Annotated in this window: 7 protein-coding genes; 1 reads left to right on the forward strand and 6 read right to left on the reverse strand. The window is 73.2% G+C overall.

The features are described from left to right. Positions 1 to 113 precede the first annotated feature (113 nt). Positions 114 to 1,217: a citrate synthase 2 gene (locus FNX44_RS20490; RefSeq protein WP_143650001.1), complete on the forward strand. Its 1,104-nt coding sequence runs from the start codon at positions 114 to 116 to the stop codon at positions 1,215 to 1,217. Between the two features lie 58 nt (positions 1,218 to 1,275). Here FNX44_RS20490 and FNX44_RS20495 read toward each other — a convergent pair whose 3' ends face one another. The 6 genes from FNX44_RS20495 to FNX44_RS20520 form a co-directional block, all read right to left on the reverse strand. Further along, positions 1,276 to 1,896, reverse strand: coding sequence for a TetR/AcrR family transcriptional regulator (locus FNX44_RS20495; RefSeq protein WP_143650003.1), 621 nt, complete (start codon positions 1,894 to 1,896; stop codon positions 1,276 to 1,278). Beyond that, positions 1,884 to 2,624, reverse strand: coding sequence for an enoyl-CoA hydratase family protein (locus FNX44_RS20500; protein WP_143650005.1), 741 nt, complete (start codon positions 2,622 to 2,624; stop codon positions 1,884 to 1,886). Before FNX44_RS20500 ends, FNX44_RS20495 begins: the two co-directional genes overlap by 13 nt. A 51-nt stretch (positions 2,625 to 2,675) precedes the next feature. Then, on the reverse strand, positions 2,676 to 3,863 hold the full coding sequence (locus tag FNX44_RS20505) for an acyl-CoA dehydrogenase family protein (RefSeq protein ID WP_143650007.1): 1,188 nt from the start codon (positions 3,861 to 3,863) through the stop codon (positions 2,676 to 2,678). 44 nt (positions 3,864 to 3,907) lie between these two features. Further along, positions 3,908 to 5,830 carry an acetyl/propionyl/methylcrotonyl-CoA carboxylase subunit alpha gene (locus FNX44_RS20510; RefSeq protein WP_143650009.1) on the reverse strand — a complete coding sequence of 641 codons (1,923 nt, stop codon included), beginning with the start codon at positions 5,828 to 5,830 and terminating at the stop codon, positions 3,908 to 3,910. Between the two features lie 12 nt (positions 5,831 to 5,842). After that, positions 5,843 to 7,441 carry an acyl-CoA carboxylase subunit beta gene (locus FNX44_RS20515; protein WP_143650010.1) on the reverse strand — a complete coding sequence of 533 codons (1,599 nt, stop codon included), beginning with the start codon at positions 7,439 to 7,441 and terminating at the stop codon, positions 5,843 to 5,845. Further along, the coding region (locus FNX44_RS20520) for an AtuA-related protein (RefSeq protein ID WP_438948036.1) at positions 7,438 to 7,798 on the reverse strand (361 nt) is incomplete at its 5' end. The genes FNX44_RS20520 and FNX44_RS20515, both read right to left, overlap by 4 nt.

Consider the following 7,798-nt stretch of genomic DNA (forward strand, 5'->3'; position numbering starts at 1 on the left):
CCGCCCGTCGGCCCGAAACAGGGCCACCCCCGGATCACGGCGAAGCGCCGGCCACCGCCTTCGACCTCGCGGCTGCCGGACGACGCCGAAAGCTGACTTGAAGGAGCCGCCTGATGTCCGACTTCGTACCCGGACTCGAAGGAGTCGTCGCGTTCGAGACGGAGATCGCCGAACCCGACAAGGAGGGCGGCGCGCTCCGCTACCGAGGTGTGGACATCGAGGACCTGGTCGGCCGGGTGTCCTTCGGCAACGTCTGGGGCCTGCTGGTGGACGGCGGCTTCAAACCGGGTCTGCCCCCTGCCGAGCCGTTCCCGATCCCCGTGCACTCCGGCGACATCCGCGTCGACGTGCAGTCGGCGCTCGCGATGCTGGCGCCCGTGTGGGGACTGAAACCGCTGCTGGACATCGACGAGAAGCAGGCCCGTGACGACCTGGCGCGTGCCGCCGTCATGGCGCTTTCCTACGTCGCCCAGTCCGCCCGCGGCCAGGGTCTGCCGATGGTGCCGCAGCGGGAGATCGACAAGGCGGAGACGGTCGTCGAGCGCTTCATGCGCCGCTGGCGCGGCGAGCCGGACCCCAAGCACGTCAAGGCCGTCGACGCCTACTGGACCTCCGCCGCCGAGCACGGCATGAACGCCTCGACGTTCACCGCCCGGGTCATCGCCTCCACCGGCGCGGACGTCGCCGCGGCGCTCTCCGGCGCGGTCGGCGCGATGTCCGGCCCGCTGCACGGCGGCGCGCCCTCCCGGGTCCTCGGCATGATCGAGGAGATCGAGCGCGAGGGCGACGCCACCGCGTACGTCAAGCGGCAGCTCGACAAGGGCGAGCGGCTGATGGGCTTCGGCCACCGCGTCTACCGGGCCGAGGACCCCCGGGCCCGGGTGCTGCGGCGGACCGCCAAGGAGCTGGGCGCGCCGCGCTTCGAGGTCGCCGAGGCTCTGGAGAAGGCGGCGCTGGCCGAGCTCCAGGCGCGTCGCCCGGACCGCGTTCTGGCGACGAACGTCGAGTTCTGGGCGGCCATCGTGCTGGACTTCGCCGAGGTCCCGGCGCACATGTTCACCTCGATGTTCACCTGCGCCCGGACGGCCGGCTGGTCGGCGCACATCCTGGAGCAGAAGCGGACCGGTCGGCTGGTGCGCCCGTCCGCCCGCTACATCGGCCCGGGCTCGCGCGACCCGCGCGAGCTGGACGGCTTCGACGAGATCACCCTGCGCTGAATCACCCCGCGCTGAGCGCACGACCGACGCGGCGGGGCGCCTCCGGGGCCCCGCCGCGTCAGTCCGCCGGCTGGGGGGAGTCCGCCGGCTGGGAGGAGTCCGTCAGCTGGGAGCGCAGGATCGCGGCCCACTGGGTGACGACGCGCTCCCGCCGCGCCGCGTCGTCGGTGAGCAGGTTGGCGAGCCCCAGTCCGCGGGCCATGTCCAGCAGGCCCTGCACGGTCTCCCGCACGCCCGGCCGGCTCTCGTCGGCGCCGAGCAGTTCGACGGCCATGCGGTGTGTCTCCCGACCGATGCGCGCCTCCAGTGCGGTGACCCGGTCGCCGAGGTGCGGCTCGTTCGAGGCGGCCACCCACAGATGCAGGGCGGCGCGGAACAGCGGCCCGGTGAAGAGGCCGACAAGCGTGGCCACGGCCTCGTGGGTGTCGGCGGGGCGCGGCAGTCGGCGCAGCGCCGCCGACCTTTCCTCGGCGACGTACTCGACGGCGGCCGTGAACAGGTCCTCGCGGGTCGGGAAGTGGTGCTGCGCGGCGCCGCGCGAGACACCGGCGTGCTCGGCGACGACGCTGACCGTGCTGCCCGACCAGCCGCGTTCGGCCAGGCACGTCACCGCCGACTCCAGCAGCCGCGCCCGGGTGAGCCGGCTGCGGTCCTGTTTGGGGGTGGTCACCGCGCCCAAGGTGGATCCCGTCGTTCGAGGAAGGCCGTCATGCCCTCGCGGGCCTCGGCGGTGCCGAAGAGCCGCGCGGACAGTGCCACGAGACTATCCGCGTCCCGTGCGAAGGCCCGCCGCACCTCGGCCGTGACCAGGTGTTTGGCCTCGGCGAGCGCGCCGGGCGCGCAGCGGCGCCAGGCGTCGGTGATCGGTTCCAGCGCGGTGTCGACGTCGGTGTGCCAATCGGTGAGCAGGCCCGCCCTGGTGGCCTGTTCGGCGTCGAAGACCTCCCCTGTGAGGTAGTAGCGGGAGGCCGCGCGGGGGTCCAGCCGGGGCAGCAGCGGCAGCGAGATCACCGCCGGGGCGACTCCGATGCGCACCTCGCTGAAGGCGAACCGGGACGCCGCCCCGGCGACGGCCACGTCGCAGGCGCCGACGAGGCCGAGCCCGCCGCCGCGCGCGTGTCCGTCGACGCGGGCGGCGACCGGCTTGGGCAGTTCCACGATGCCGCGCAGCAGCTCCGCCAGGGCCGCCGGGGTGGCCGCCGGGTCGGTGAGGTCCGCGCCGGCGCAGAAGGTGTTGCCGGTGTGGGTGAGCACCACGGCCCGCACCTCGGGCGCCTCGCCGGCCGCCGCCAACTCCTCGGTGAGCACGCGCATAAGGGTGCTGGAGAGCGCGTTGCGGTTGCCCGGGGAGTCGAGGGTGAGGGTGCGGACGCCGCGCTCGTCGGCGCGCCGGACGGGTGCGGTCATGGTGGTGTCCTGCCTTCTGCGTCGGTGGTTCGGCGGGGGTCGGATCGTGGCTCAGTAGGACTTGGGCAGGCCGAGTGAGGAGTGGGAGACGTAGTTGAGGATCATCTCCCTGCTGACGGGCGCGATGCGGGCCACCCGGGCGGCGTTGAGCAGAGCGGCAAGCCCGTACTCGGTGGTGAGCCCGTTGCCGCCGAGGGTGTGCACCGCCTGGTCGACGGCCTTCAATCCGGCTTCGGCGGCCGCGTACTTGGCCATGTTCGCGGCCTCGCCCGCGCCGACGTCGTCGCCCGCGTCGTAGAGCTGGGCGGCCTTGCGGGTCATCAGCCCGGCGAGTTCGAGTTCGATGTGCGCCTGCGCGAGGGGGTGGGCGACTGCCTGGTGGGCGCCGATGGGCTGCTTCCACACCGTGCGGGTGCGGGCGTAGTCGACGGCCTGGCCCAGGGCGTACCGGCCCATGCCGAGCGCGAACGCGGCCGTCATGATGCGCTCGGGGTTCAGTCCGGCGAAGAGCTGGAGCAGTCCGGCGTCCTCCTCCCCCACCAGGGCGTCCGCCGGCAGCCGTACGTCGTCGAGCACCAGCTCGAACTGCTTCTCCGGCGCCTGGAGTTCCATCGGTATCGGGCGCCGCTCGAAGCCCGGGGTGTCGCGGTCGACGATGAACAGGCAGGGCTTGAGCCGACCGGTGCGGGAGTCCTCGGTGCGTCCGACGATGAGGGTGGCGTCGGCGATGTCGACACCCGAGATGAAGACCTTGCGCCCGGTGAGCAGCCAGTCGGTGCCGTCTCGCCGCGCGGTGGTGGTGATGCGGTGCGAGTTGGATCCGGCGTCGGGCTCGGTGATGCCGAACGCCATCTTCCGGCTGCCGTCCGCGAGTCCGGGCAGCCACCGGGCGCGCTGCTCGTCCGTGCCGAACCGGGAGATCACCGTGCCGCAGATCGCCGGCGAGACCACCAGCATCAGCAACGGGCAACCGGCGGCCCCCAACTCCTCAAGCACGATGGCGAGTTCGGTGACTCCCCGACCGCCGCCACCGTACCGCTCGGGGAGGTTGACGCCGAGGTAGCCGAGTTTCCCCGCCTCGCCCCACAGTTCGTCGGTGTGCTTGCCCTCGGCGGTGACGCGCTGGAAGTAGGCGCGGCCGTACCGGGCGCCGAGAGCGGCCACGGCGGCCCGCAGGTCGCGCTGTTCGGTGGTCTCCAGCAGTGCCTGGCCGGCGGATGTCGGAGGCGCTTCGGTCATGGCGTCGGACTCCTTGGGTTGTGGCGTGCGGTGCGTGGGGGCCGTCAGAGCGCGGTGGAGGGCTCGCCGACGACGGCGAGCAGTGCGCCGACCTCGACCTGGCTGCCGAGGCGGACGTCGAGGCTGGTGAGCGTCCCGGCGGCCGGCGCCCGGACCTGGTGTTCCATCTTCATCGCCTCCAGCCAGAGCAGCGGCTGGCCGGCGGCCACGGCGTCGCCCACCGCGAGGCCGTCGGCGATCCGGGTGACCGTGCCGGGCATGGGGGCGAGCAGCGAGCCGGGCTCGACCTCGGCGGCACGTTCCGGGAAGCGCGGCAGCGCGGTGAGCGTCCAGGACCCGGCCGGCCCGTCGACGTGCACCCGGTCTCCGTACCCGGCGACGTCGAACCGCCTCCGCACGCCGTCGACTTCGAGCACGACGCGGTCCGGCGTGTGACTCAGCAGCCGTACCGAGGGGTGCGCTTCGCTGTGCAGCCCGCCCCGGTCTAGGTGGTAGGCGACCTCCAGCTCCTCGCCGTCCGGCTCCAGCCGGTAGCGCTTGCGCTGCGGCGCCGAGCGCAGGTTGCGGAAGCCGCCGAAGCGGGAGCGGCCGGCGGCGTCGGCGAGCGCGGCGATCAGCGCCGCGAGCGAGCGGCCGGCGGGCCGGGTTCCGACCAGTTCCGGCAGGTGGCGGTCGTAGAAGCCGGTGTCCATGCGGCCCGCGACGAAGTCGGGGTGCCGGAGGGTGCGGACGAGCAGCTCGCGGTTGGTGACGGGGCCGTGTACGTGCGCGCGGTCCAGGCAGTGGGCGAGCTTGCGCACGGCGGCGGCCCGGTCGGGCGCCCAGGCGATCACCTTGGCGAGCATGGGGTCGTAGTGGGCGGTGACGGTTTCGCCGTCGGTGACGGCCGAGTCCAGCCGGACGTCCGGGAGTTCGGGAAGCGCGAGCCGGTGCACCACGCCGGCCTGCGGTCGCCATCCGGCAGCCGGGTCCTCCGCGTACAGCCGTGCCTCGACGGCGTGGCCGTTCGCCTCCGGCGGCCGCTCGGGAAGGCGCTCGCCCTCGGCGACGCGCAGCTGCAGCGCCACCAGGTCGACGCCGTACACGGCCTCGGTGACGGGGTGTTCGACCTGGAGGCGGGTGTTCATCTCCAGGAAGTACGGCCTCCCCTCCCCGTCGAGCAGGAACTCGACGGTCCCGGCGCCGGTGTAGCCGACGGCCCGGGAGGCCCGTTCCGCCGCATCGGCGAGTGTCTTCCGCTGTGCGCCGGTCAGGCCGGGGGCGGGGGCCTCCTCGATGACCTTCTGGTGGCGGCGCTGCACCGAGCAGTCCCGGGTGCCCAGCGTCCAGACCGTGCCGTGGTGGTCGGCGAGCACCTGCACCTCGACATGCCGACCGCGCTCCACGTACGGCTCGACGAACACCTCGCCGTCCCCGAACGCCGCCGACGCCTCCCGGGCCGCCGCGTCCAACTCGGCTTGCAACGAGTCGAGTTCACGGACCACGCGCATGCCGCGTCCGCCGCCGCCCGCGGCCGCCTTGACCAGCAGCGGCAGGTCGGCGGCGGTGATCTTCTCCGGCGCGAGCGGTTCCAGCAGCGGCACGCCCGCCTCGCGCATCAGCTCCTTCGCGCGCGTCTTGACGGCCATGGCCTCCATGGCCGACGGCGTCGGGCCGACCCACACCAGTCCGGCGTCCAGCACCCGGCGGGCGAAGTCGGCGTTCTCGGAGAGGAATCCGTACCCGGGGTGGACGGCGTCGGCGTCGGCCGCCAGCGCCGCTTTCACCAGCAGCTCGGGCCTGAGGTAGGTGTCGGCGGGTGCGTCGCCGGGCAGGCGGACGGCGGCGTCGGCCTCCCTGGTGTGTGCGGCGTCGGCGTCGGCGTCGGAGTACACGGCGACGGTGCGCACGCCCAGTTCACGGCAGGTGCGGAAGATCCGCCGCGCGATCTCGCCGCGGTTGGCGACCAGCAGACTGTGGATCGTCATCACGTTCGCCCCTCACATCCGGAAGACGCCGAAGCCGCCGCGCGCGCCGGCGACGGGCGCGGTGTGGATCGCGGACAGACAGAGACCGAGCACGGTCCTGGTGTCCCTGGGGTCGATGACGCCGTCGTCGTAGAGCCGCCCGGAGAGGAACATCGGCAGCGACTCCGACTCGATCTGCTGCTCCACCATGGCGCGCAGCGCGGCGTCCGCCTCCTCGTCGTACGGTCGGCCCTTCGCGGCGGCGGACTCGCGCATCACGATCGACAGCACCCCGGCGAGCTGCTGCGGTCCCATCACCGCCGACTTGGCGCTCGGCCAGGCGAACAGGAACCGTGGGTCGTACGCGCGGCCGCACATGCCGTAGTGCCCGGCGCCGTAGGAGGCGCCCAGCAGCACGGACAGATGCGGCACCTTCGAGTTGGAGACGGCGTTGATCATCATCGAGCCGTGCTTGATGATGCCGCCCTGCTCGTACTCGGTGCCGACCATGTAGCCGGTGGTGTTGTGCAGGAACAGCAGCGGCACGTCGCGCTGGTTGGCGAGCTGGATGAACTGCGTGGCCTTCTGCGACTCCTCGCTGAAGAGCACGCCGCGCGCGTTGGCGAGCACCCCGACGGGGTAGCCGTGCAGGGCGGCCCAGCCGGTGACCAGGCTGGTGCCGTAGCGCGGCTTGAACTCGTCGAAGTCGGAGTCGTCGACGATCCGGCCGATCACCTCGCGGGGGTCGAACGGCGTCCGCAGGTCGCCGGGGACGACGCCCAGCAGCTCCTCCGGGTCGTGTCTCGGCGGCGCGGCGGGCGCCGGATCGGGGTGCCCCTTGCGCCAGTTGAGGCGGGCGACGACACGGCGGGCCCGGTACAGGGCGTCCGGCTCGTCCTCGGCGAGGTAGTCGGCGAGCCCGGAGGTGGCGGCGTGCATCTCCGCACCGCCCAGCTCCTCGTCGTCGGCCTCCTCGCCGGTGGCCATCCGCACCAGCGGCGGCCCGCCGAGGAACACCTTGGAGCGTTCCCTCACCATGATCACGTGGTCCGACATGCCTGGCACGTAGGCGCCGCCCGCCGTGGAGTTGCCGAAGACGACGGCGACGGTCGGGATACCTGCCTCGGACAGCCGGGTCAGGTCCCGGAACAGCGCGCCGCCGGGTATGAAGATCTCCTTCTGGCTGGGCAGGTCGGCGCCGCCGGACTCCACGAGGGAGATCACCGGCAGCCGGTTGGCGAAGGCGATCTCGTTCGCCCGCAGCGCCTTGCGCAGGGTCCACGGGTTGCTGGCGCCGCCGCGTACGGTCGGGTCGTTGGCGGTGATCAGGCACTCCACGCCCGCCACCACGCCGATGCCGGTGACCAGCGAGGCGCCCACGGTGTAGTCGCTGCCCCAGCCGGCGAGCGGGGAGAGTTCCAGGAACGGGGTGTCCGGGTCGAGCAGCAACTCGATCCGCTCCCTGGCCGGCAGTTTGCCGCGGTCGCGGTGGCGGCGGACGTACTTCTCGCCGCCACCGGCGAGCGCCTTGCCGTGCTCGTCGGCGAGTTCGCCCAACTTGTCGAGCATCGCCGCCCGGTTGGCCGCGTACTCGGCGCTGTTGGTGTCGAGGGTGGTGGGCAGGGCGGTCACAACAGCTCCTCGGGAACGTCCAGTTCGCGGGCGCGCAGCCACTCGCCGAGCGCCTTGGCCTGCGGGTCGAACCGCGCCTGGCTGGCGACGCCCTCGCCGAGCAGCCCCTCCACGAAGAAGTTCAGCGCGCGGAGGTTGGGCAACACGTGCCGTGTGACGGGCAGTTCGGCGGTCTCCGGCAGTAGCTCGCGCAGCTTGGCGACGGTGAGGGTGTGGGCGAGCCAGCGCCAACCGGGCTCGTCGCGCGCCCACACGCCGAGGTTGGCGTTCCCGCCCTTGTCACCGCTGCGGGCCCCGGCCACCAGGCCGAGCGGCACCCGCCGGGTGGGCCCGGCCGGGGGCGGCTCGGGAAGCGGC

Source organism: Streptomyces alkaliterrae (assembly GCF_007097205.2).
GTDB classification, from domain to species: Bacteria; Actinomycetota; Actinomycetes; order Streptomycetales; family Streptomycetaceae; genus Streptomyces; species Streptomyces alkaliterrae.

Excerpts from the sequence above, each read along its gene's own strand:
- FNX44_RS20510 (WP_143650009.1), bottom strand. The coding sequence starts at position 5,830 with ATGACGATCCACAGTCTGCTGGTCGCCAACCGCGGCGAGATCGCGCGG.
- FNX44_RS20505 (WP_143650007.1), bottom strand. The coding sequence starts at position 3,863 with ATGACCGAAGCGCCTCCGACATCCGCCGGCCAGGCACTGCTGGAGACC.
- FNX44_RS20490 (WP_143650001.1), top strand. The coding sequence starts at position 114 with ATGTCCGACTTCGTACCCGGACTCGAAGGAGTCGTCGCGTTCGAGACG.
- FNX44_RS20500 (WP_143650005.1), bottom strand. The coding sequence starts at position 2,624 with ATGACCGCACCCGTCCGGCGCGCCGACGAGCGCGGCGTCCGCACCCTC.